The sequence below is a fragment of the Streptomyces incarnatus genome, assembly GCF_001027185.1.
GTDB lineage: Bacteria > Actinomycetota > Actinomycetes > Streptomycetales > Streptomycetaceae > Streptomyces > Streptomyces puniciscabiei.
The window spans coordinates 4,355,810-4,378,115 of sequence record NZ_CP011497.1 but is presented as its reverse complement, the minus strand read 5'-3'; the positions used below and the strand labels follow the sequence as shown (position 1 = coordinate 4,378,115).

26 protein-coding genes are annotated in these 22,306 nt (G+C 69.0%); 12 read left to right on the top strand and 14 right to left on the bottom strand.

Annotated elements, in window-relative coordinates; translation table 11 throughout:
- Positions 1 to 329: 329 nt before the first annotated feature.
- The 4 genes from ABB07_RS19575 to ABB07_RS19560 form a co-directional block, all read right to left on the bottom strand.
- Complete coding sequence (locus ABB07_RS19575; protein WP_208899922.1) at positions 330 to 767, bottom strand: SsgA family sporulation/cell division regulator; 438 nt, start codon at positions 765 to 767, stop codon at positions 330 to 332.
- A gap of 99 nt (positions 768 to 866) precedes the next feature.
- A complete protein-coding gene (locus tag ABB07_RS19570) occupies positions 867 to 1,808 on the bottom strand; it encodes an IclR family transcriptional regulator (RefSeq protein WP_425264737.1) in 942 nt (313 codons plus the stop codon).
- Positions 1,809 to 2,028: 220 nt separating this feature from the next.
- The gene (locus ABB07_RS19565; RefSeq protein WP_208899921.1) at positions 2,029 to 2,241 is read right to left on the bottom strand and encodes a DUF5326 family protein; all 213 of its coding nucleotides are present in this window, start codon (positions 2,239 to 2,241) and stop codon (positions 2,029 to 2,031) included.
- 161 nt (positions 2,242 to 2,402) lie between these two features.
- Positions 2,403 to 2,720, bottom strand: coding sequence for a cupin domain-containing protein (locus ABB07_RS19560; protein WP_023548672.1), 318 nt, complete (start codon positions 2,718 to 2,720; stop codon positions 2,403 to 2,405).
- 59 nt (positions 2,721 to 2,779) lie between these two features.
- On the opposite strand from ABB07_RS19560, the gene ABB07_RS19555 reads away from it, so the two are divergent.
- The 5 genes from ABB07_RS19555 to ABB07_RS19535 all read left to right on the top strand — a co-directional run bounded on the left by ABB07_RS19555 (position 2,780) and on the right by ABB07_RS19535 (position 6,502).
- Positions 2,780 to 3,157, top strand: coding sequence for a phage holin family protein (locus tag ABB07_RS19555; protein WP_208899920.1), 378 nt, complete (start codon positions 2,780 to 2,782; stop codon positions 3,155 to 3,157).
- Between the two features lie 7 nt (positions 3,158 to 3,164).
- The gene (locus tag ABB07_RS19550) at positions 3,165 to 3,656 is read left to right on the top strand and encodes a low molecular weight protein-tyrosine-phosphatase (protein ID WP_208899919.1); all 492 of its coding nucleotides are present in this window, start codon (positions 3,165 to 3,167) and stop codon (positions 3,654 to 3,656) included.
- Positions 3,653 to 4,810, top strand: coding sequence for a cystathionine gamma-lyase (locus tag ABB07_RS19545; RefSeq protein WP_208899918.1), 1,158 nt, complete (start codon positions 3,653 to 3,655; stop codon positions 4,808 to 4,810). The genes ABB07_RS19550 and ABB07_RS19545 overlap by 4 nt, the downstream gene beginning before the upstream one ends.
- 215 nt (positions 4,811 to 5,025) lie before the next feature.
- Complete coding sequence (locus tag ABB07_RS19540; protein WP_208899917.1) at positions 5,026 to 5,931, top strand: LysR family transcriptional regulator; 906 nt, start codon at positions 5,026 to 5,028, stop codon at positions 5,929 to 5,931.
- An 88-nt stretch (positions 5,932 to 6,019) separates the two neighbouring features.
- Positions 6,020 to 6,502 carry an NUDIX domain-containing protein gene (locus tag ABB07_RS19535; protein ID WP_208899916.1) on the top strand — a complete coding sequence of 161 codons (483 nt, stop codon included), beginning with the start codon at positions 6,020 to 6,022 and terminating at the stop codon, positions 6,500 to 6,502.
- Positions 6,503 to 6,507: 5 nt separating this feature from the next.
- On the opposite strand, the gene ABB07_RS19530 is transcribed toward ABB07_RS19535, so the two are convergent.
- Entirely contained in the window at positions 6,508 to 7,788 is a 1,281-nt protein-coding gene (locus ABB07_RS19530) for a globin domain-containing protein (RefSeq protein WP_208903523.1), read from the bottom strand.
- Positions 7,789 to 8,089: 301 nt separating this feature from the next.
- Positions 8,090 to 8,722, bottom strand: coding sequence for an HAD family hydrolase (locus ABB07_RS19525; protein ID WP_208899915.1), 633 nt, complete (start codon positions 8,720 to 8,722; stop codon positions 8,090 to 8,092).
- A gap of 152 nt (positions 8,723 to 8,874) precedes the next feature.
- Here ABB07_RS19525 and ABB07_RS19520 point away from each other — a divergent pair, with 152 nt between their 5' ends.
- Complete coding sequence (locus tag ABB07_RS19520) at positions 8,875 to 9,741, top strand: GNAT family N-acetyltransferase (RefSeq protein ID WP_208899914.1); 867 nt, start codon at positions 8,875 to 8,877, stop codon at positions 9,739 to 9,741.
- Between the two features lie 73 nt (positions 9,742 to 9,814).
- Here ABB07_RS19520 and ABB07_RS19515 read toward each other — a convergent pair whose 3' ends face one another.
- Together ABB07_RS19515 and ABB07_RS19510 are read right to left on the bottom strand one after the other, a co-directional pair.
- A complete protein-coding gene (locus ABB07_RS19515; RefSeq protein ID WP_208899913.1) occupies positions 9,815 to 10,234 on the bottom strand; it encodes a GlcG/HbpS family heme-binding protein in 420 nt (139 codons plus the stop codon).
- A gap of 123 nt (positions 10,235 to 10,357) precedes the next feature.
- Positions 10,358 to 11,566 (bottom strand): MFS transporter, encoded by a 1,209-nt coding sequence (locus ABB07_RS19510; RefSeq protein WP_208899912.1) that lies wholly within the window; start codon positions 11,564 to 11,566, stop codon positions 10,358 to 10,360.
- A gap of 142 nt (positions 11,567 to 11,708) precedes the next feature.
- Between ABB07_RS19510 and ABB07_RS19505 the strand changes: the two genes are divergently transcribed.
- Together ABB07_RS19505 and ABB07_RS19500 are read left to right on the top strand one after the other, a co-directional pair.
- On the top strand, positions 11,709 to 12,167 hold the full coding sequence (locus tag ABB07_RS19505) for a MarR family winged helix-turn-helix transcriptional regulator (protein ID WP_073887250.1): 459 nt from the start codon (positions 11,709 to 11,711) through the stop codon (positions 12,165 to 12,167).
- Between the two features lie 10 nt (positions 12,168 to 12,177).
- Complete coding sequence (locus ABB07_RS19500) at positions 12,178 to 12,630, top strand: GNAT family N-acetyltransferase (RefSeq protein ID WP_208899911.1); 453 nt, start codon at positions 12,178 to 12,180, stop codon at positions 12,628 to 12,630.
- Positions 12,631 to 12,702: 72 nt separating this feature from the next.
- Here ABB07_RS19500 and ABB07_RS19495 read toward each other — a convergent pair whose 3' ends face one another.
- Entirely contained in the window at positions 12,703 to 14,088 is a 1,386-nt protein-coding gene (locus ABB07_RS19495) for a serine hydrolase domain-containing protein (RefSeq protein WP_208899910.1), read from the bottom strand.
- An 81-nt stretch (positions 14,089 to 14,169) separates the two neighbouring features.
- The gene (gene dnaB / locus ABB07_RS19490) at positions 14,170 to 15,648 is read right to left on the bottom strand and encodes a replicative DNA helicase (protein WP_208899909.1); all 1,479 of its coding nucleotides are present in this window, start codon (positions 15,646 to 15,648) and stop codon (positions 14,170 to 14,172) included.
- Between the two features lie 481 nt (positions 15,649 to 16,129).
- On the opposite strand from dnaB, the gene ABB07_RS19485 reads away from it, so the two are divergent.
- Entirely contained in the window at positions 16,130 to 17,467 is a 1,338-nt protein-coding gene (locus ABB07_RS19485) for an MATE family efflux transporter (protein WP_208899908.1), read from the top strand.
- Positions 17,468 to 17,606: 139 nt separating this feature from the next.
- Here the strand turns inward: ABB07_RS19485 and rplI are convergent, their stop codons facing one another.
- The 4 genes from rplI to rpsF form a co-directional block, all read right to left on the bottom strand.
- A complete protein-coding gene (rplI, locus tag ABB07_RS19480; RefSeq protein WP_208899907.1) occupies positions 17,607 to 18,053 on the bottom strand; it encodes a 50S ribosomal protein L9 in 447 nt (148 codons plus the stop codon).
- Between the two features lie 18 nt (positions 18,054 to 18,071).
- Positions 18,072 to 18,308: a 30S ribosomal protein S18 gene (gene rpsR / locus ABB07_RS19475; RefSeq protein ID WP_003949403.1), complete on the bottom strand. Its 237-nt coding sequence runs from the start codon at positions 18,306 to 18,308 to the stop codon at positions 18,072 to 18,074.
- A 59-nt stretch (positions 18,309 to 18,367) separates the two neighbouring features.
- Positions 18,368 to 18,946 (bottom strand): single-stranded DNA-binding protein, encoded by a 579-nt coding sequence (locus ABB07_RS19470; RefSeq protein WP_208899906.1) that lies wholly within the window; start codon positions 18,944 to 18,946, stop codon positions 18,368 to 18,370.
- A 74-nt stretch (positions 18,947 to 19,020) separates the two neighbouring features.
- The gene (rpsF, locus tag ABB07_RS19465) at positions 19,021 to 19,311 is read right to left on the bottom strand and encodes a 30S ribosomal protein S6 (RefSeq protein ID WP_014673750.1); all 291 of its coding nucleotides are present in this window, start codon (positions 19,309 to 19,311) and stop codon (positions 19,021 to 19,023) included.
- Positions 19,312 to 19,583: 272 nt separating this feature from the next.
- Between rpsF and ABB07_RS19460 the strand changes: the two genes are divergently transcribed.
- From ABB07_RS19460 to ABB07_RS19450, 3 genes are all read left to right on the top strand, one after another.
- On the top strand, positions 19,584 to 19,895 hold the full coding sequence (locus ABB07_RS19460) for a hypothetical protein (RefSeq protein WP_208899905.1): 312 nt from the start codon (positions 19,584 to 19,586) through the stop codon (positions 19,893 to 19,895).
- A 123-nt stretch (positions 19,896 to 20,018) separates the two neighbouring features.
- Complete coding sequence (gene femX, locus ABB07_RS19455) at positions 20,019 to 21,140, top strand: peptidoglycan bridge formation glycyltransferase FemX (protein WP_055707478.1); 1,122 nt, start codon at positions 20,019 to 20,021, stop codon at positions 21,138 to 21,140.
- 83 nt (positions 21,141 to 21,223) lie between these two features.
- Complete coding sequence (locus ABB07_RS19450; RefSeq protein ID WP_208899904.1) at positions 21,224 to 22,255, top strand: alanine racemase; 1,032 nt, start codon at positions 21,224 to 21,226, stop codon at positions 22,253 to 22,255.
- The last annotated feature ends 51 nt before the right edge of the window (positions 22,256 to 22,306 follow it).

The following is a 22,306-nucleotide window of genomic DNA, read 5'->3' as shown; positions in this document are numbered from 1 at the left end:
CGAGCCCCCCGACCACGTTCGAGGCCGGGCGACGACCACATGCCCGAGCGGGAAGACCGCCGGGACGACGGCCCCGGTCACGGCCACCGGCAGGCACGCGCTCACAGCCACCGGCAGGCACGCGGTCACCACCACCGGCACGGCGCAGCACCGGCCGGGACACAGCCCGTACCGGCACGCGGCGGCCGGGGGCGGCGGCGGAAGCGGTAGGGCCGAGCCCTGCACAACTGAGCCGCCTGAGCCTTGACTCCGACGCTCCGCACGCAGAAGCGTTCCTGCACGATTCCGTGCGGCAGGGCGACCCGCTCGACGCCCCGTGCCACAGCCCCTCAGCCGGCGCTCTGCTCCTCGGCCAGGATGCGGTCCAGGGCCTCTTCCAGATGGGCGTCGAAGTCGGCCAGCGCGCCCTCCTGACCGAGCGGCACGAGCTTGTCCGTGCGGTCCAGGAAGGCCACCAGCGGCGGCGCGGAGGCACGGAACAGGGCCTGGTCGCTGCCGACCTGAAGCCTGATCAGCACCTCGCCCAGCACATCGGATTCGACGGGAGCGATGTGCACATCCCCTTCCCCGCACGGCCGGCCGACGCCGTCGATCAGCAGCTCACGCCCGAACGCCCAGGTCACCGGGGCGTCACCGGGCAGATGGAAGGTGAGCCGGACGGCGTAGGGATCACAGGTCTCGTAGCGCAGCTCCACCGGGATGCGGAAGGAGAGCTCCTCCGACACGAGAAAGCTCATCATGACTTCTGCCTGTACGGACTCGCGCATCGTCTACCCCGTCGTATGGACGTCGACTGGCCGGATTGATCCCTCTAAGCGTGGTCAAATCTTGCTGAACGTACATGGCAGATCACAAGGAGTAAGTTTTCAGATACTGATAGAGAGGCTGAGCGTGCCCAGATGCCGCCCGATCTCCGTCTGCAGCCGATACGCCGCGGGCAGCAGACGGTCGGCCTGGTGGACGGGCAGCGACATGGCCATCGTGGCCACGGTGGTGCCGACCGTGATCGGTACCGCCGCGCAGACCGTGCCGAGCGCGTACTCCTGGCGCTCGACCACCGGCTCCATGCGCGGCATCCGGGCCAGCCGCCGCAACAGGGCATCGTTGTCACGCACCGTGTACGGCGTGATGGACTGCACGGGGTAGCGCGCGAGATGGTCGCGACGGGCATCCTCGTCCAGCTGGGAGAGCAGGCACTGTCCGATGGCGTGCGCGTGTCCGGTCTCGCGGAAGTCGGCCCACTCCTCGACCGCCGGCGCCTCGGGCGAGTCAGAGACGCACATGACCTCGATCTCGCCGTCCCGGTACATCGCGTAGTACACCGGCACACCGATCGAATCGCGCCAGTGCGCGAGCGTGTCCGCCACCGCGCTGCGACGTTTCTGCTGTGCTCCGCTGCTGCCCAGCCGTTCGGCCGCCTCGCCGAGGAAGAAGAGCCCCTTCTCGCGCCGTAGATAGCCCTCGTGCACGAGGGTGCGCAGCAGGTGGTAGGCCGTCGGAAGGGCGAGTCCGGTCTCGCGGGCGAGTTGTTTGGCGGGAGCGCCGTACACATGCGTGGCCACGGTCTCCAGCAGGCGCATGGCGCGCTGGACGGATCCGATGAGCGTCGCGGCGGCCGGCGAGCCGGGGGCCTCGGCGGGGTGCGGTGGCCCGGAGGCGTCCGTGGGGCGGGGTGCCGGCGGGATGTCGATCGTGCGCGGTTGCCCGGGGACCGCGACGGAGGGCGGCCGCTGGGTGGGGGGTGCGCAGGAGCGTGGTGGGGTGCGGGGTGGATGCGGTTCTGCCGGTGCGGTGTCAACCGTGGCCAAGGGTCACTCCCGGGAGCGCGAGGGGCAGCCCGTGCGGAGGGGAAGAGCACGGAGGGGGTCTGCTCCGCCCGCGGGGCCGGTCCCCGCGGGATTTCCGGACTCTAATCGTCCGCCGCCGCACGCAGACGGCCTCACGGGAAACTTCCCTCGCCCGAGGGAAACCGGCGATCGCCTTGCCGGGAACCGGTGATGCCGTTGCCGAGCACCTGTTCCCGGGTCGTCACCAGTCGCTGCGTGACGAGGAGTTCGACATGAACTTGCGCACGACGTAAATGAGTCCGCCGACCAGAGCGACGAAGACCAGCGCCTTGAAGAGGAGGCCGATCACGATGCTGAGCACCGTGGCTATCAGGCCGCCGAACACGACCAGGGCGATGACCGGCACCGCGACCCACTTCACCCACCACGGCAGTCCCGCGAAGATCTCTCGCATGCCCTCGTCCTTTGCGTTCTCGTACGTCTGAGTGCTCGTACGCCTTTTCACGTACGGCGTTGATGTTCTGCACTCGATGCTAGGGCCGGAAGGGGGCCTGCGGGGGCCTCGCGTCCCTTGTCCTCCCCTGACCCGTCCCCTAGGGAACCCGGGGGGCGGGCTCAGGCCTCGGGCGGAGAGAAGACGACCAGAACCCTCAGGTCCTCGCTGATGTGGTGGAACTTGTGGGCGACGCCGGCCGGCACGTACACCACGCTGCCCCGCGCCACCTCGGTCGTCTCGAGTCCGACGGTGATGGACGCGCGGCCGCTGACGACGAAGTACACCTCGTCCTGGTTGTGCGGCTTCTGCGGGTCGTGCTCGCCCGCGTTCAGCGCGTAAAGGCCGACGGACATGTTCCGCTCCCGCAGGAACTGAAGGTACGCCCCCTCGTTGGCGGCGCGCTCCGCCTCCAGTTCGTCCAGCCGGAATGCCTTCATCTCCGTTGTCGCCCTCGTCTCACTGCTCGGTTCCGATCGGGTCTGCCACGATCAGACACATGAAGAATTTCGTAGTCAAGACGATCGCCAACGCGGGCGCCCTCGCGGTCGCCGTGTGGCTGTTGGACAAGATCACTCTGACGGGTGACAGCACGGCCAAGAAGGCCGGCACGCTGATCGTCGTCGCCCTGATCTTCGGCCTGGTGAACTGGCTGGTCAAGCCGATCGTGAAGGTGCTCACCTTCCCGCTGTTCATCCTGACCCTCGGACTGATCACCCTGGTCGTGAACGCGCTGATGCTGCTGCTGACCTCCTGGGTCTGCGGCAAGCTCGACCTGAGCTTCCACGTGCAGGGGTTCTGGACGGCCGTCGTCGGCGGTCTGATCGTCTCCGTCGTCTCCTGGGCGCTGCACGTCGTCCTGCCCGACGAGGACTGATCGCGTCATGGCCTACCGCGTCTGTTTCGTGTGCACCGGCAACATCTGCCGCTCCCCGATGGCCGAATCCGTCTTCCGCGCGCGTGTGGCGGAGGCCGGCCTGGAGGACCGGGTGGAGGTCGACAGCGCCGGCACCGGCGGCTGGCACGAGGGCGAGCCCGCCGACCCGCGGACCGTCTCGGTCCTCGAGGAGCACGCCTACGACAGCGATCATGTCGCGCGCCAGTTCCAGCCGTCGTGGTTCTCCCGCCTCGACCTGGTGATCGCCCTCGACGCCGGTCATCTCAAGGCGCTGCGCCGCCTCGCGCCCACCGAGGAGGACGCCCGCAAGGTCCGCCTGCTGCGCTCGTACGACCCCGCCGCCGGCGACGACCTCGATGTTCCGGATCCGTACTACGGACACCGGGACGGCTTCGAGGAGTGCCTGGCGATGGTGGAGGCGGCGAGCGTCGGTCTGCTCGCCGCCGTACGCGAGCAGCTCGAAGGCCAGGCCGCATGAGCGACACTGCCAAGGACCGGGGCCGTACCGGCGACGGCACGCGCGCGGTACGCGCCGGGCTGCCCGAACCGGTCAAGCACGAGCCGACCCTGCCCGGACCGGTGTTCGCGGCGCACTTCCATCTGCCCGGCGAGGTGACGGGTCCGTACTCGTACGGCCGGGACGACAACCCGACCTGGACGCTGCTGGAGCGGGCCATCGGTGAGCTGGAGGCGCCCGGCCGGGACGACGTCGAGACGCTGGTCTTCGCCTCCGGCATGGCGGCGATCTCCGCTGTGCTGTTCTCCCAGCTGCGCGCCGGCGACGTGGTCGTGCTGCCCTCCGACGGCTACCAGGTGCTGCCGCTGGTCCGCACCCAGCTGGAGGCGTACGGCGTCGAGGTGCGCACCGCCCCCACCGGCGGCGACGCCCAGCTGGAGGTTCTCGACGGCGCCCGGCTGCTGTGGATCGAGTCACCGTCGAACCCCGGACTCGACGTCTGCGACATCCGGCGGCTGGTGGCGGCAGCCCACGCGCAGGGCGCCCTGGTGGCCGTCGACAACACCCTCGCCACCCCGCTCGGGCAGCACCCGCTGGAGCTGGGCGCCGACTTCTCCGTGGCCAGTGGCACCAAGCAGCTCACCGGCCACGGTGATGTGCTGCTGGGCTATGTCGCCGGCCGTGACACCGAGACGATGGCCGCCGTACGACGCTGGCGCAAGATCGTCGGGGCGATCTCCGGTCCCATGGAGGCCTGGCTCGCGCACCGGTCCCTCGCCACACTCCAGCTGCGCGTCGAGCGGCAGAACGCCACCGCCCTCGCGCTCGCCGAGGCGCTGAAGCAGCGGCCCGAGGTGTCCGGCCTGCGCTACCCCGGCCTGCCCGACGATCCCTCGCACCGGACCGCCTCGCAGCAGATGCGCCGCTACGGCTGCGTGGTCTCCTTCACGCTGCCCACAGGCGCGCGTGCCGAGCGTTTCCTCGAAGCCCTCCGTCTCGTGGAGGACGCCACGAGCTTCGGCGGGGTGCGTTCCACGGCCGAGCGGCGCCGCCGCTGGGGCGGGGACGCGGTACCGGAAGGCTTCATCCGTATGTCCGTCGGCGCCGAGGACCCCGAGGACCTGATCGCCGACGTGCTGCGGGCCCTGGACGAGTCCGGCTCGTCCGCCGAGTGAACCGTCGGCCGCGCGGCCGACGGCGCACGACGGTCCGAGCCTCCCCCCTCGTGGCTCGGACCGTCTTCGGTTCCTGCGCGCCGAAGAACCGCGCGAACAAGGCTAGTTGACTCTCTGTCAGTGTCCAATCACGCTAGCGACAGAGACCTATCGACTTATTTATAGTTGGGGCCTGCCCGGGAGCCGGAGGAGGCAGGGATAGGGGAGGGCACGCCATGGACCTGGCCTTGCTGCGCACCTTCGTCACTGTGCACCGGGCTGGTTCCTTCACCCGCGCCGCTGCTCTGCTCGGCCTCTCGCAGCCCGCCGTCACCTCGCAGATCCGCACGCTGGAACGGCAGCTGGGCAAGCCTCTCTTCCTCCGCCAGGCGCGCGGGGTGACCCCGACGACCATCGGTGACGAACTCGCGCACAAGGCCGCTCCCCATCTAGACGCCCTGGTGGAGATAGCCGAGAGCGGCCTGGACGACGAGTCCTCGCTCAGAACCCTGCACCTCGCCGGCCCGCCCGAGTTCACCGCCGAACGCGCCCTGCCCGCCCTGACAGAGCTGACCGGCGACGACGGCCAGGGATTCGCGCTGCGCGCCTCCTTCGGGACGGCGGAGGAAACCCTGGAAGGACTGGCCTCCGGACATCATGATCTGGCCATCAGCACAGCCCGTCCACGCGGCGCTCTGCTCACCGCGACTCCGCTCTGCGACGAGGAACACGTGCTGGTCGCCGCCCCGCGCTGGGTGGAACGGATCGGTGCGGAAGCGCTGCGTCTGAAGGGGGCGCCCGCACTGGAGGATCTTCCCGTCGTCGAGGTCCACGAGTCGCTGCCCTTCGTCTCGCGCTACTGGGCCTCCGTCTTCGACTCACGCCCGGCCACCTCGGGCACGGTCATCGTTCCGGATCTACGCGCAGTGCTCGCCTGCGCGATGGGGGGTGCCGGACTCGCCGTGCTGCCCCGCTATCTGTGCGCCTCCGCCCTCGACGACGGCACGATCGCGATGCTGCACGATCCGGCCGTGCCTCCGCTGCGCACGTACTTCCTGGTGGTGCGCACCGGCACCCTCGCCATGCCCCACATCGCGCGGGCCCATGAGTGGCTTCAGCGGGCGGCCACGGCCTGGTGTTGAGGCCCTCTGGCACAGCGCCCACGGAAGGCAATCACAAGGTGACTTCTCGCGATGTTTCACGTGGAACCAGCCGGGCCACATTTCTCCCATGACCGTCCGACCCGTGGTCAAGCGCACCGCCCGTGCCATTCTTCTCGACGGTGACGACCTGATCCTGATCAAGCGCACCAAGCCTGGCGTCGATCCCTACTGGGTCACTCCCGGTGGCGGTGTCGAGCCCGGCGACCCGACCGTCGTGGACGCCCTGCATCGAGAGGTGTCCGAGGAGCTCGGCGCCAAGATCACTGATGTGGTGCCGTGCTTCGTGGACACCGTCGAGCACATCGGCGAGGACGGCGGCGCGACCGGCGTGAAGGTGCAGCACTTCTTCGTCTGCCGACTGGAGTCCATGGACCCGGCCCGGCGGCACGGCCCCGAAGTGGACGAGCCGGCCGGTGAGTACGAGATCGTCCGCGTCCCCTTCACCCGGGTCGGCATCGCCTCCGTCCACCTGGTCCCGCTGTCGCTGCGCCACTATCTGGACGGCAACATCGAGGGGGTGCGCGCCATGCACGCTCCGGACCTCGGTTAGCGCGCTCAGTTCCCGACGACCAGCAGCTCCTCCACCGAGTCGTGCCGTATGCGGCTCCTTGGGACCCCGATGTCCCGGAGCGTGTCGATGCCGCTGCGGATCATCCCGGGCGGCCCCGAGAGATAGGCGTCGTACTCGTTCCAGGGGCCGTAGTCACGCAGGGCATCGGGGAGCTGGACATGGGCCTGCTGGTCGATGAACGCCCGGACCGACAGCCAGGAGTGGCTCTGCTGGAGCCGGAGCATGGTGTCGATGTCGTAGAGGTCGTGGTCGGTGCGGGCGCCGTAAAACACCTCGACAGGCCGACGCGCTCCACGCTCGGCGACGTCCTCGATCAGGGCCTTGATGGGCGCTATGCCGGTGCCGCCGCCCAGACAGAGCAGTCCGCTGTCGGTCGTATGGTCGACGGTCATGGAGCCGGTCGGCGGCCCGAGTCGTATGACGTCTCCGGGCCGGGCGCGGTGCACCAGGGCGTTGGAGACCCAGCCGGCCGGTACGGCCTTCACATGGAATGTCAGCAGACCGTCCGACCGGGGTGCGGAAGCGAACGAGTAGTGCCGCCACGCCCGTGGCCACCAGGGCGTCTCCACGCTCGTGTACTGGCCCGCGAGGAAGGGATAGGGCTGGTCGGGGCGGAGGGTGATGATGGCGATGTCGGGCGTTCTGAGGTCGTGGGTGACGATCTCGGCGTGCCACCAGGGCGGAGACCGCAGTTCGTCCGCCGCCGCGGCGTCGATCATGACCTGGGACATCGTCGTGTACGCCCGCACCCACGCCGCCTCGGTCTCCGGGCTCCAGACGGTGGCGGCGTACCTGCTCAGCGCGCCGATCAGGCATTCCCCGACGGCTGGATAGTGCTCGGGTCGCGTTCCGTACTTGCGGTGTCCACGGCCCAGGTTCTGCAGATAGTCGACGAGGACCGAGGTGTCGTCCAGGTTCTCGGCCGCGGTGAGCAGCGCCTTCAGCAGGCGCTCTCGCTGGGTGTCCATCGCGGCCGGGAACAGCGCGCGAAGCTCCGGATGGCGGACGAAGAGCAGTGCGTAGAAGTAAGAAGTGACCTTGTCGGCGACCGGTCCTATCTCGGCCATCGTGCGGCGTATGAGGATGGCGTCCGCAGACCCCTCCTCGACGGCCGGCGCAGACCGCTGATCCGGCACGCGCTCTGGGCTGTCCGCCGGCGGAGTCGACGACTGCGTGCGCGGTGTGAACCAGTCGGCTCCGCCCGACATGCCGTTCTCCCCCGACGTGGTGGTCGGAGCGTCCATGGTGTGCCTCGCCTCGAACATCTCGCGGTCGGTCTGCGCACCTTCTCTCCGGAGAAGGTGCATGCTTTCCCCCGGCGGGCGGCCTGCCGTAGCGCCCCGCAGCCTTGCATCCCGATCGGGTGCCGCGGTCGCATACCCGGAGACGCGGGTCTCGCGCTCTCCGTCCCGTTAGGCTGCTCGCCCTGCTCTCGGCCCGCACGGGACATGTGGACTCCATCCCGGACGTGAACCGGAGTCGACCCTACCGGGCGTCGCCACGCACACAAGTCCCCCCTCCCTTCCTCACAAATCGGGCAGGGGTGCGAACCATGAAGTCCGGCAACTACCGGGCAGGACGAACCAATTCATAGGCATCCCACAGATTCCGCCCCGTGTAGGAGTGCGTCGCGAGTCCTGCCAGATGGGCGTCCGCATTGACCGCCACGGAAACCGGTACGACAGCGAACAGTTCCTTGTCCGACATCGAGTCGCCGTACGCCACACAGTCGGCCCGCGTCACGCCGAACTTCTCGCACAGCCTGTCCGCGATGGTCACCTTGGCCGCGGCACTGAGCACTCCGGTCGGATCCACGGGCTCGGTGAACGGAACGGCCGGGAAGCGAGAGCCATGCGCCGCGTGAGCGCCCCAGTCAAGAAGGCGTTCCACGAAGAAGGAAGGCGAGAGCGACACGACCGCACAGTATTCGCCCGCGTCTTTGATCTCTGCCCAGACCTCTCGGATGCGGGCCAGCCAGGGAGCCGCCTCGAATGCGGCGCTGACATGCGCCTCGGTCAGCTCGGACCACAGGTCGTACACCTGCGCCGCGTACTCCGGCGGACCGATCCGCCCGTCCGCGATCGCCCGGTCCAACGCCACGGCCTCCGCCTCCAGCCCCAACTGGCGGGAAATCTCCACCGGAGCGGTACTGCCGTGCAGCAAGGTGCCGTCAAGATCGAAGAGATGAAGTCTCGCCATGGCCCCCGAGGCTAACCGGCTGTTCGATGTTTCACGTGAAACCCTCCCTGCTGTCCGCAGGCTGTACAGAGGACCATGGCATGACCAAAAGCACGTGTGGCCGCAGGGAAACGGGTGGACGGCGAGGGGGCCGGTCGGACAGCCTGACCTGCGTGCCGACTCCTTCCCTCGCCGCTCTGCCCATCCGCCGTCTGACGCTTCGCGATCTCACCGCCTGCGCCGACTTGTCCGAGGACCGGGGGTGGCCACGCGAGGAACACAAATGGGGATTGCTCCTCACCGCCGGAAAGGGCTTGGGCATCGACGACCCTGAGGGTGGTCTCGTCGCCGCATGCGTCGTCACGGAGTACGGCCCATGGGGACGCCCGGCTCTCGGGGCCGTCGGCATGGTCCTGGTCGCCGGACGCCATGCCCGCCAGGGCGTCGGGCGCCGGTTGATGCGCCATGTGGTGTCGACCACGGGCACAACGCCGCTCACCCTGCACGCGACGCCCAACGGCCGTCCCCTGTACGAGGAACTGGGCTTCAAGCTCACGGGTCGGGCGGAGATGCTGACAGGTCGCTTCATTCCCGGTGGGCCGGAAGCCGGTGTGTTCACCCGTGCGGCCACTGCGGAGGACCTGCCCGCGATCCTGGGTCTCGACGAGGAGGTGTTCGGCGCCGACCGCACTCCCCTGATCACCCGCCTGCCCGCCTTCGCCGACCAGTTGCGGGTGGCCGAGGAGGATGGCCGGATCATCGGCTACGCCGGCGCGTGGCCCAACATGGACACCCACGTGGTCGGTCCCCTGGTGGCCCGGGACACGGAGACGGCCAAGGCCCTGATCGGCTCGCTGGCGGCCCACACCGACCGTCCACTGCGCACGGACATCGATGTGCGCCATGAGGAGCTGCTGACCTGGGCGAAGGCCCGGGGGCTGGCCTCCGTGGCCTTCAACACCGTGATGACGTACGGCATCGCGGATCTCCCGGGGGACTGGACCCGCCGGTTCGCACCGCTGACCGTGGCCGCGGGCTGAGTGGTCGTACGGCGAACGTCGGCCCCGCCGCGTCGTGCGGCGGGACCGACGTTGTCCCTGCGGGGGCCGTGGCTCAGACGAGTGCTCGCACGGCCGCGGTGGCGAAGCCGTGGTCCTGCTCCGGCGCACCGCCGCCGACGCCGATCGCGCCGATCAGGCGTCCGTCCCGGTGGACGGGCACTCCACCGGCGATGAACAGCAGAGGCCGGTCGAGGGCCGTGGGCAGTGTGTGGAAGAGGCCGCCCGGCTGTACGGCGTCGACCAGGTCGGCGGTCGGGGTGTTCAGCTGGAGTGCCGTGTAGGCCTTGCGGGTGCTGGTCTCGCCGGAGATCAGCACCGCCCGGTCGTCCCGGCGGAAGGCCAGCAGGTGGCCGCCCGCGTCCAGGACGGTGACGCTGACGGTGATCCCGGCATCCTCGGCCGCCCGGCGCGCCGTGGCGACGAGCAGTTCGGCGTCCTCGATGGACAGCGGGGCGACGACGGTGGGGCTCATAGAGGTTCTCTCCTCGGTGTTGCTGAGGGGGCACTTGCCGTACCCGGGGACGAGGGCCCCGGGTACGGGGGTCTTGGGGGCGGGGCTTGGGAATGCGAGGCGAGGCCCGGTGGCGCGAGGGACTCAGTGGTGGACCGGTGTCTGCCGGCCGACGGGCGCCCCTGAGGCGACTACGGTGCTCCGGGCACCGTCACGGCGCTCCAGCGCCGCCGACAGGACGGCGAGGACCAGGGCGGCCGCGGCGAGGGCGGCGCCGACCCAGTTGGGGGCCGTGTAACCGAAACCGGCCGCGATCACGATGCCGCCGAGCCAGGCGGACAGCGCGTTGCCAAGGTTGAAGGCGCCGATGTTGACGGCCGACGCGAGTGTCGGGGCGCCGTGCGCCTGGTCGAGCACGCGCTTCTGCAGCGGCGGTACGGTCGCGAAACCCAGCGCACCGATCAGAGCGATGGTCACGGCCGCCGCGATCTTGTTGTGCGCGGTGAGCGTGAAGAGTGCCAGAACGAGGGCCAGGGCGCCCAGGGACACGTACAGCATCGGCATCAGGGCGCGGTCGGCGAACTTGCCCCCGATGAGGTTCCCGCCGACCATGCCGAGGCCGAACAGGACCAGCAGCCAGGTCACCGAGCCGTCGGCGAAGCCCGCGATGTGGGTCATCATCGGCGCGATGTAGGTGATGGCCGCGAAGACGCCGCCGAAGCCGAGAACGGTCATCGCCATGGCGAGCAGGACCTGGGCGTTCTTGAAGGCGGCCAGCTCGTGCCGCAGGTGCACACCCTCGGGCCTCGGCATATCGGGCACCAGCTTGGCGATACCGGCGAGGCCGACGAGCCCGAGGGCGGCGACGACGGCGAAGGTGACGCGCCAGCCGACGTGCTGGCCGACGAGCGTGCCGAGCGGGACGCCGACGACATTGGCGACGGTCAGGCCGGTGAACATCATGGCGATGGCGCCGGCCTTCTCGCGGGGCGCCACCAGCTCGGCCGCCACGACGGAGCCGATGCCGAAGAAGGCACCGTGCGCGAGGGAGGCGACCACGCGTCCGATCAGCATGATCGCGAAGGCGGGGGCGACGGCCGAGAGCAGGTTTCCGGCGATGAAGAGGCCCATCAGCAGCATCAGCATGCGCTTGCGCGGGACCTTCGTGCCCAGCACGGTCATCAGCGGGGCGCCGACGACCACACCGAGTGCGTAGCCCGTCACGAGCAGGCCCGCCGTGGGAATGGAGACCCCGAAGTCGCCCGCGACCTCGGGCAGCAAGCCCATGATCACGAACTCTGTGGTTCCGATTCCGAAAGCCCCGATCGCGAGGGCCAGGAGCGCGAGAGGCATGGAGGGGTACACCTTCCAGACGATTGCAGGTGCGCTTTTCGAGCGTTCACAATAATTGCAGACGCTGGCTAAATGCAAGCGCGCACTATTGCGCACTTGCTCTACCCTTGATGCAGCCGCTCCGGGACAGAGGAGAACGCCAATGACAGCGACGGACCCCGCGCTCACTGCCCTCGCCCAGGGCTGGTGCGCCCTCTCTGCCCTGCATGGAAGGATCGAGGCGCACATCGAGCGCGCCCTGCAGGCGAAGCACGACCTGAGCGTGCGCGAGTACTCGCTGCTCGACGTGCTGAGCCGCCAGCACGACGGCGATGGGGGCCATCTGCAGATGAAGCAGGTCGCCGACGCGGTCGTCCTCAGCCAGAGCGCCACCACCCGCCTGGTGACCCGGCTGGAGGACCGCGGCCTCCTGGAGCGCTACCTGTGCCCCACCGACCGGCGCGGCATCTACACCAACGTCACCGAGGCGGGCCTGCGACTGCTGGAGGAGGCCCGTCCCACCAATGACGCCGCCCTGCGCGAGGCCCTGGACGACGCCTCCAGGAATCCCGAACTGGCCCCACTGGTAAGGGTCGTGGAGTCACTCAACGTACCGGCGTAGGGTGCCGCACATGGGAGATCTAGCAATACGGCGAGCGACCGACCAGGACCTTCCGGCGATCGTCGCGATGCTCGCCGACGATCCGCTCGGTGCCCGGCGCGAGTCCCCCGACGACATGACCCCGTACCGGGCCGCGCTGGAACGCCTGGAAGCCGACCCGAACCAGCACCTCGTCGTCGCCGTCCGCGAAGACCGTGTGATCGGCACGCTCCAGCTCACGATCATTCCGGGGCTCTCCCGCAAGGGCGCGACCCGCGCTCTCATCGAGGCCGTCCGCATCCACCCGGATGAACGGGGCAGCGGGCTGGGCAGCCTGTTGATCGAGTGGGCGATCGACACCGCCCGTCGGCTGGATTGCCAGATGGTGCAGCTGACGTCCGACAAGACACGCACCGACGCCCACCGCTTCTACGAACGCCTCGGTTTCAGCGCCACGCACGAGGGATTCAAACTGCCGCTCTGACACGGCACCGGACACCAGGAACACCACAGGGGGTGTGTTTCACGTGAAACACACCCCCTGTGCCATGAAGGCTCAGCCGATGCCCCGCCACCCCTCCGGGTCCACACCGCCGGGGACCGACACCTCGGGGTCGTACGGCTGCCGCGTGAACACGAACGAGCCGAGGTCGAGATGGGTCAGGGCCCCGTCCGGGCGCCGTACCGGCCGCAGCGGTTCTCCGGCGAAGTAACCCTCCAGTCCCGTCCAGGTGCCGTCACCGTTGGAGCGGAAGCGGGAGCGCCGGCCGCTGCCGGTCAGCGGGCCGAGCGCAAGAAGGTCGTCGGCGGTCACTCGAAGACCGAAGGCACTGGTCCCCCAGTACCACTGCCCCGCCAGCTCCAGGACCGCAGGATCGACCTCGCGCAGCGGCCGCCAGGGCTCAGGGATCCGCGGCTCGGCCTCGGCGACGATCCGTACCAGGTCGGCCCCGACCGCTCCCAGCAGCGGACCACTGGTGCAGTTGGCGAGCACCACCGCGGCCACGTCGTCCTCCACGCTGAGAGTGAGGTTCGCCAGGAAGCCCGGCAGCGAACCGGAGTGGCCGACCAGCAGCCGGCCGTCACGGCGCTGGATCTGCAGACCGAGTCCGTACGTGGCCCCGTCCAGCACATCCGCCGCCTCAGCGGGCGCCGCGGGCATGCGCATCTCCCGCACCGACTCCGCACCCAGCACCCGGTCGTCACCCGCGGCCAGGAACGCGGCGAACCGCGCCAGATCCCCGGTGGTCGACCACAGTTGGCCGGCCGGTGCCATCCTGCCCAGGTCCTCGAGCGGCTCCGGCAGCAGCGCGTCCGCCCACGGATGGACGGCCCAGCCACCGGCATGCGGGGCCTGGGGCCGCGCGCTCGTACGGTGCAGTCCGAGCGGTTCGAGGATCTCGCGGTGCAGCACCTCCTCCCAGGGAGCGCCTCGCAGTTCCTCCACCAGCGCGCCGAGCACCGTGTAGCCGGGGTTGGAGTAGTGGTGCCGCCGGCCGACCGGATGCAGCAGGGGCTGCTCGCCGAGCACATCGCTCAGCTCCGGGCGCAGGGTGCCCGGAGTCCGCTCCCACCACGGACCGGGCGACTCCGCGGCCAACCCCGCGGTGTGGGCGAGCAGTTCGGCGATCGTCGCCTCGCCCGCTCCGGTGCCGGGCAGATGCTTCTCCAGCGGGTCACCGAGGTCGAGCAGGCCCTCGTCGCGCAGCCGCATCACCAGGACGGCGGTGAAGGTCTTGGTGATGGACCCGATCCTGTACTGCACGTTCTCGTCCGGTCCGTGCCCGTCCACGGAGGTCCGCGCCCCGTGCCACACGGCCTGCCCGCCCCGCACCACGGTCGCGGCCAGGGACGGGGCCCGCCCTTCGGCCTGGGCGAGGGCGATCCGGTGCAGCAGGGCACGGCGTGTTCCGGGGAGCAGCTCTTCCTGAGGTGAAGTCATGCGCCCAGTTCAGCTGCTGGGGCGGCGGACGTCGAGTTCATTTGCCGGGCGGACGCCGTCCTCCCCTGGCCGGCTTCCGGATCAGGTCTGGGCCATGTCCACGAAGCGCGAGTAGTGGCCCTGGAAGGCGACCGTGATGGTGGCCGTGGGGCCGTTACGGTGCTTGGCCACGATCAGGTCGGCCTCGCCCGCGCGGGGGGACTCCTTCTCGTAGGCGTCCTCGCGGTGCAGCAGGATGACCATGTCGGCGTCCTGCTCGATGGAGCCCGACTCACGCAGGTCGGAGACCATCGGCTTCTTGTCGGTGCGCTGCTCGGGGCCACGGTTGAGCTGGGAGAGCGCGATGACCGGGATCTCCAGCTCCTTGGCGAGCAGCTTGAGGTTTCGGGACATGTCCGAGACCTCCTGCTGACGGCTCTCGGCACGCTTGGAGCCACCGGACTGCATCAGCTGGAGGTAGTCGATGACGACGAGCTTCAGGTCGTTGCGCTGCTTCAGGCGCCGGCACTTGGCGCGGATCTCCATCATCGACAGGTTGGGGGAGTCGTCGATGTAGAGCGGTGCGGCCGAGACGTCCGGCATACGGCGGGCGAGCCTGGTCCAGTCCTCGTCGGTCATCGTGCCGGACCGCATGTGGTGCAGCGCGACCCGGGCCTCGGCGGACAGCAGACGCATCGCGATCTCGTTGCGGCCCATCTCGAGGGAGAAGATGACGCTCGGCAGGTTGTGCTTGATCGAGGCGGCCCGCGCGAAGTCCAGGGCGAGCGTCGACTTACCCATGGCGGGTCGGGCGGCGATGACGATCATCTGGCCCGGGTGCAGACCGTTCGTCAGCGAGTCGAAGTCGGTGAAGCCGGTCGGCACACCGGTCATCTCGCCGCTGCGCGAGCCGATCGCCTCGATCTCGTCGAGGGCCCCTTCCATGATGTCGCCGAGCGGCAGATAGTCCTCGCTGGTGCGCTGCTCGGTGACGGCGTAGATCTCGGCCTGGGCGCGGTTGACGATCTCGTCCACGTCGCCGTCGGCCGCGTATCCCATCTGCGTGATGCGCGTACCGGCTTCGACCAGGCGGCGCAGCACCGCCCGCTCATGGACGATCTCCGCGTAGTACTCGGCATTGGCGGCCGTGGGCACGGTCTGGACGAGGCCGTGCAGATACGCGGCCCCGCCGACCTTGTTGATCTCACCGCGCTTGGTCAGTTCGGCGGCGATGGTGATGGGGTCGGCCGGCTCGCCCTTGGCGTAGACGTCCAGGATCGCCTGGTAGATCGTCTCGTGCGCGGGCTTGTAGAAGTCGTGGCCCTTGAGGATCTCGACGACGTCGGCGATGGCGTCCTTGGACAGCAGCATGCCGCCCAGCACCGACTGTTCGGCGTCCAGGTCCTGGGGTGGCACCCGCTCGAAGGAGGAACTCCCGCCGTCCCAGGAGGCGTTCTCCCGGCCTCGGTCGTGCTGTTCGTCACGGCCCCGGCCGCCTTCACCGCGTCGGCGGGAGGCGGGCAGACGATCACTGGGTCCGGCATCGGCCCACGGATCGTCCAAGGGCTCGGAAATGCTCACCGAGCCACCTCCTCCCGTCCGCATGGCGGACCTCGCCGTGTCCTCTTTTGTACGGCACGACACTGACAAATGAGAGGCCCAACTCCGGTTCCGACGCGTCGGATCTGTGACGCTTCCCGGGCCGCGGAAGGGACGCTTTCCGGGCCGTGGGAAGGAGCGGGCGCCGGACAACGGTAGGCCCGTCGGCACCGTCAGCCAATCTGGTTATCCACAGGCCATGTGGACGACGGCCCGGATGCTGTGGAGAACTCGCCGAAACCTGTGCACGACCCGGTGGACAGCCCTGTGAACAAGCCCTCGCCCCCACTCACAAGATCGCTCTGACCTGTACCTTTACCATCCACCGGCTGTGCAGAAGAAAAACTTCCCCAGTCGGGTCAAGATCGCTTCGAACGGTGCGCGAAAGGACACACCACACGAGACCGAGTAAGGGCCAGTCATGCATTGCATCACTTACCTGTGGACGATTAGATTAGTGCTCATGACACAGGCTCCGGCGATACCCAAGGCCACACGACGGCGGCACGACAGAGAGATCGTTACGCTGGCCGTCCCGGCCTTCGGCGCACTCGTCGCCGAGCCTCTCTTCGTCATGGCGGACAGTGCCATCGTCGGCCATCTCGGGACCGCCCAGCTCGCCGGTCTCGGCGTCGCCTCGGCCCTGCTCACCACCGCGGTGAGCGTCTTCGTCTTTCTCGCCTACGCCACCACCGCCGCGGTGGCCCGGCGCGTCGGCGCCGGCGATCTGCGGGCTGCGATCCGTCAGGGCATGGACGGCATCTGGCTGGCGCTGCTGCTCGGCATCGCCGTCATCGCTGTCGTCCTTCCCTTGGCTCCCGGCATCGTGAACCTGTTCGGCGCCTCCACGACCGCAGCCCCCTACGCCGCGACGTATCTGCGCGTCTCCTCCCTGGGGATCCCGGCCATGCTGATCGTCCTGGCCGCGACGGGAGTTCTCCGCGGACTGCAGAACAACAGAACCCCGCTCTATGTCGCCGTCGCGGGCTTCGTCGCCAACGGCGCCCTCAACGCGGGACTCGTCTACGGCGCCGGGCTCGGCATCGCCGGTTCGGCCTGGGGCACGGTCATCAGCCAGTGCGGCATGGCGGCCGTCTATCTGACCGTGGTCATACGAGGGGCCCGTCGGCACGGGGCTTCCCTGCGCCCGGACGCCACCGGAATCCGGGCCTCGGCACAGGCAGGAGTTCCACTCCTGGTCCGCACGCTGTCGCTGCGGGCGATCCTGATGATCGCAACCGCGGTCGCTGCGCGTCTGGGGGACGCCGACATCGCCGCTCACCAGATCATCCTGTCCCTGTGGAGCCTGCTCGCCTTCGCTCTCGACGCGATTGCGATCGCGGGACAGGCCATCATCGGCCGCCACCTCGGTGCGAACGACGCACAAGGAGCGCGTGAGGCCTGCCGGCGCATGGTGCAGTGGGGCATCGCCGCCGGTGTGGTCCTCGGTCTGCTCGTGGTGGCCGCCCGTCCGCTGTTCCTGCCGCTGTTCACCGGTGACTCCGTGGTCACGGACGCGGCACTGCCCGCGCTGCTGATGGTGGCGTTGTCCCAACCCATCTGCGGAATCGTCTTCGTACTGGACGGAGTCCTGATGGGCGCTGGTGACGGGCCGTACCTGGCCGGAGCCATGGTCGTCACCCTCGCGGTGTTCGCTCCGGTCGCCCTGCTCGTCCCCGCCCTCGGCGGCGGTCTCACCGCGCTGTGGGCCGCGATGACACTGATGATGACCATCCGCATGCTGACCTTGTGGCTGCGCACGCGCTCGGGCCGCTGGATCGTCACCGGCGCCACCCGCTGAACGGATCGGCGGGGTCACACCGTCCCGGTTTCACGTGAAACATGCCGTGTCTGCGCGCAGAGAATGCCGGCGCCGCATGCGAAGAGGGGCCGTCCCCGCGGGACGGCCCCTCTCTCAGCTGCTCAAGCCGAGCGCAGCGTCACGCCGCGACGACCTCGATGTTGACCTTGGCGGCAACCTCGGGGTGCAGACGCACGGACGTCTCGTGGGCGCCCAGGGTCTTGATCGGGGCGGACAGCTCGATGCGGCGCTTGTCGACCTCGGGGCCACCGGAAGCCTTGATCGCGGACGCGATGTCGGCCGGGGTGACGGAACCGAAGAGACGGCCGGAGTCGCCGGAGCGGACGGCCAGGCGGACCTTGACGCCCTCGAGCTGGGCCTTCACCTGGTTGGCCTGCTCGATGGTCTGGATCTCGTGGATCTTGCGGGCGCGGCGGATCTGCTCGACGTCCTTCTCGCCACCCTTGGTCCAGCGGATCGCGAACTTCCGCGGGATCAGGTAGTTGCGAGCGTAACCGTCCTTGACGTCGACGACGTCGCCCGCGGCACCGAGGCCGGTGACCTCGTGGGTGAGGATGATCTTCATGAGTCGGTCACCCTTCCCTTATCGCGCGGTGGACGTGTAGGGCAGCAGCGCCATCTCACGGCTGTTCTTGACGGCCGTGGCGACGTCACGCTGGTGCTGCGTGCAGTTGCCGGTCACGCGGCGGGCACGGATCTTGCCGCGGTCGGAAATGAACTTCCGCAGCATGTTCGTGTCCTTGTAGTCCACGTACGTGACCTTGTCCTTGCAGAAAGCGCAGACCTTCTTCTTCGGCTTGCGCACAGGCGGCTTCGCCATGGTGTTTCTCCTGTGTGATCAAGAAGTTTGGGGTACGGCCCCGCCCTTGGTCCGAGGACCTAGAAGGGGGGCTCGTCCGAGTAGCCGCCACCGCCGCCGGAGCCTCCGCCCCAGCCGCCGCCACCCTGCTGGCCACCGGCGGGAGCGCCGGTCGCCCACGGGTCGTCGGCCGGAGCGCCGCCGCCCTGCTGGCCGCCACCGGGGCCTGAGCCCCAGCCGCCGCCACCCTGGCCGCCACCGCCGCCGTAACCGCCCTGGCCACCGCGCGCACCACCGGCGGTCTTGGTGACCTTGGCCGTGGCGTTGCGCAGGCTGGGGCCGACTTCCTCGACGTCCAGCTCGTAGACCGTGCGCTTGACGCCCTCACGGTCCTCGTAGGACCGCTGCTTCAGCCGGCCCTGCACGATGACGCGCATGCCTCGCTGGAGCGACTCGGCGACGTTCTCCGCCGCCTGACGCCAGACCGAGCAGGTCAGGAACAGGCTCTCGCCGTCCTTCCACTCGTTCGTCTGACGATCAAAGGTGCGGGGAGTGGACGCGACGCGGAACTTCGCGACCGCCGCACCGGACGGGGTGAAGCGCAGCTCGGGGTCGTCGACAAGATTGCCGATGACCGTGATGACGGTCTCGCCTGCCATGGGGAACCTCTCGGCGGGTTTGCTCTGGCTGCTTGCTTGCTACTCGAATCCCGAGATCAGCTGAGCGGGAGGGCTCAGTGGGTCTCGGGGCGGAGGACCTTGGTCCGGAGGACCGACTCGTTCAGGTTCATCTGGCGGTCGAGCTCCTTGACGACCGCAGGCTCGGCCTGCAGGTCGATGACCGAGTAGATGCCCTCGGGCTTCTTCTTGATCTCGTAGGCGAGACGACGACGGCCCCAGGTGTCGACCTTCTCAACCTTGCCGCCACCGTCACGGACGACGGACAGGAAGTTCTCGATCAGCGGGGAGACAGCACGCTCCTCGAGATCGGGGTCGAGGATGACCATCACCTCGTAGTGACGCATGTGGAACCCACCTCCTTTGGACTCAGCGGCCACGGTCGTTCCGTGGCAGGAGGGTTGTGATGCGTACGCAACGGTATCGGCCACCACTGACAATCGGGGGCCTCTGAGGGATCCCGCAGTGTTACCTGGGCAGGCGTGGGCAGACACCAGTGCAGACGGTACAGACTACCCGCACACCCGCTTCCGGTTGAAATCCGCCCGTGAGGACCGTCACCCTGTACACGTCGGGTGTGTACGGCGCTACTGTGCGCCGCCTTCCGCAGGAGGTGCCCATGGCACAGGCATTGCATCCCAACATCGCCGGTTCCCTCTTCGCGACGGACGGCAAGCGCCGTCCGCTGCAGGACGCCCTGATGGGGGGCACGCTCGTGCTCGGCGTCCTGTCCTTCATCACGTGCTTCTTCCACGGCCTGCACCTGCTGTCCTCGTGGGCGGGGCTGGTGGGACTGCTCGTGGGCATCTACGGACAGTGGATCTCGGTGACCACGCGAGAGCGCTTCGGGCTGGTGATCGGTATGGGCGCCTCGGGAGTCGGTTTCCTCATCAGCATGGCGAACGGCGGATTGTTCGGCGGCCTCTTCTGAGCCGTACGCCCGGTTTCTGAGCCGTACGCCCAGTCGGGGCGCTCGGACGGCGCAGTAGGCTTCGGCGCGAGAGCCGGAGCCCCTGTACCCATGGGGACACACCAGCCCGAGGAGCGCCCCGACATGAGCCTGACCCTGAGGACCATCAGCCGCGAGCAACATCTGGCCTACATCCAGAGCCTGCCGGCGGCGAGCCACATGCAGGTCCCGGCCTGGGCCGATGTGAAGGCGGAGTGGCGCTCGGAGAACCTCGGCTGGTTCGACGAGCGCACCGGCGAGATGGTCGGTGCGGGCCTGGTCCTCTACCGCCAGCTGCCCAAGATCAAGCGCTATCTCGCCTATCTTCCCGAGGGCCCGGTCATCAACTGGTTCGCGCCGAATCTGGACGACTGGATCCAGCCGATGCTGGCGCACCTGAAGCAGCAGGGCGCCTTCTCCGTGAAGATGGGCCCGCCGGTGATCATCCGGCGCTGGAACGCCGAGACCATCAAGAAGGGCATCCAGGACCAGGACGTCAAGCGCCTGCGCGACATGGAGGCCGACTTCATCGAGCCGCGCGCCTTCGAGGTGGCCGACAAGCTGCGCCGCATGGGCTGGCAGCAGGGCGAGGACGGCGGCGCCGGCTTCGGCGACGTGCAGCCGCGCTACGTGTTCCAGGTGCCGCTGGCCAACCGCTCCCTGGAAGAGGTCCACAAGAACTTCAACCAGCTGTGGCGGCGCAACATCAAGAAGGCCGAGAAGGCCGGCGTCGAGGTCGTCCAGGGCGGCTACCAGGACCTGGCCGAGTGGCAGCGGCTGTACGAGATCACCGCGGTGCGCGACCACTTCCGGCCCCGCCCGCTGTCGTACTTCCAGCGCATGTGGACGGCCCTCAACACCGAGGACCCCAACCGCATGCGGCTCTACTTCGCCCGCCACAACGGCGTGAACCTTTCGGCGGCGACGATGCTGATCGTCGGCGGGCACGTCTGGTACTCCTACGGCGCCTCCGACAACATCGGCCGTGAGGTCCGGCCCTCGAACGCGATGCAGTGGCGGATGCTGCGCGACGCCTACGCGCTCGGCGCCACCGTCTACGACCTGCGCGGCATCTCCGACTCGCTGGACGAGACGGACCACCTGTTCGGCCTGATCCAGTTCAAGGTCGGCACCGGCGGGCAGGCCGCCGAGTACCTCGGCGAGTGGGACTTCCCGCTCAACAAGCTGCTCCACAAGGCGCTCGACATCTACATGTCGCGCCGCTGAGCCGCGGGCGTTTGATTCCATAGGGTTCACAGCTTCCGCATCCCTGATACACCGCAGCCACGAGAAAGGTTCCGGGTCCGGCCATGGCGCTCACGCTCTACGTCGACACCGCGCGCTGGCGGGCGCACCACAAGCACGTGCACGAGCAGTTCCCTGGTCTCGTCCCGGTCTGCAAGGGCAACGGCTACGGCTTCGGGCACGAACGGCTGGCCGAGGAGGCCACGCGGCTGGGCGCGGACCTGCTCGCCGTCGGCACGACCTACGAGGCCGCGCGCATCAAGGACTTCTTCAGCGGTGACCTGCTGGTGCTGACGCCGTACCGGCGCGGCGAGGAGCCCGTGCCGCTGCCCGACCGGGTGGTGCGCTCGGTGTCGTCGGTCGACGGTGTGTACGGCCTCGTCGGCGCACGTGTCGTCATCGAGGTGATGTCCTCGATGAAGCGCCACGGCATCAGTGAGCAGGACCTTCCCCAGCTGCACCAGGCCATAGAGAACATCCGGCTGGAGGGCTTCGCCATCCATCTGCCGCTGGACCGCACCGACGGATCGGACGCGGTCGAGGAGGTCATCGGCTGGATGGACCGCCTGCGCGCGGCCCGGCTGCCGCTGCACACGATGTTCGTCAGCCATCTCAAGGCCGATGAACTCATCCGGCTCCAGCAGCAGTTCCCGCAGACCCGGTTCCGCGCCCGCATCGGCACACGGCTGTGGCTGGGGGACCACGAGGCCACCGAGTACCGCGGCGCCGTTCTGGACGTCACGCGCGTGGCCAAGGGCGACCGGTTCGGCTACCGGCAGCAGAAGGCGGCCTCCGACGGCTTCCTGGTGGTCGTGGCGGGCGGTACGTCGCACGGGGTGGGCCTGGAGGCCCCGAAGGCCCTCCACGGCGTCATGCCACGCGCCAAGGGCGTCGCACGGGCCGGCCTCGCCACGGTCAACCGGAACCTTTCTCCGTTCGTCTGGGGCGGCAAGCAGCGCTGGTTCGCCGAGCCGCCGCACATGCAGGTGTCGATCCTGTTCATCCCCTCGGACGCCCCGGAGCCGAAGGTCGGCGACGAGCTGGTGGCCCATCTGCGGCACACCACCACGCAGTTCGACCGGCTCGTGGACCGCTGAGCCCGGCCCAGGACAGCGAGAAGGCCGTACACGCACCCCGCGTGTACGGCC